Annotated in this window: 1 protein-coding gene; it reads left to right on the top strand. The window is 40.4% G+C overall.

Going from position 1 to position 265, the window contains the following annotated elements:
- Window positions 1-185 (top strand): hypothetical protein (locus ACX6XY_RS30360; protein ID WP_460337924.1); only part of this gene is annotated, 185 nt, incomplete at its 5' end.
- Window positions 186-265 lie beyond the last annotated feature (80 nt).

Genomic DNA, 265 nt, shown 5'->3' with positions numbered 1-265 from the left:
AACTTAAAGCCGATGAAGCATTTTCTGAGCATGTTACAGAGCTTATAAATATGTCGGTCGACAAAATGACTGACGATGAGATTGCTCGTCTTGAGAAAGATGCCGCAGTAGCTCAGAAAGAACTTTCCTACTGGCAGAAAACAACTGCACAGAAAGAGTTTATCAAAGACATCAAGGCAATATAATGAACATAATCGTCGAAAACGGCAACATTTTGCCGACTGATCAAGCGACGTTATTTGCTGACGAAGAAGTATTGAGAGTG

The sequence above is a fragment of the Streptomyces sp. O3 genome, from assembly GCF_054788135.1.
This window is presented reverse-complemented; position numbering and strand designations above follow the sequence as displayed.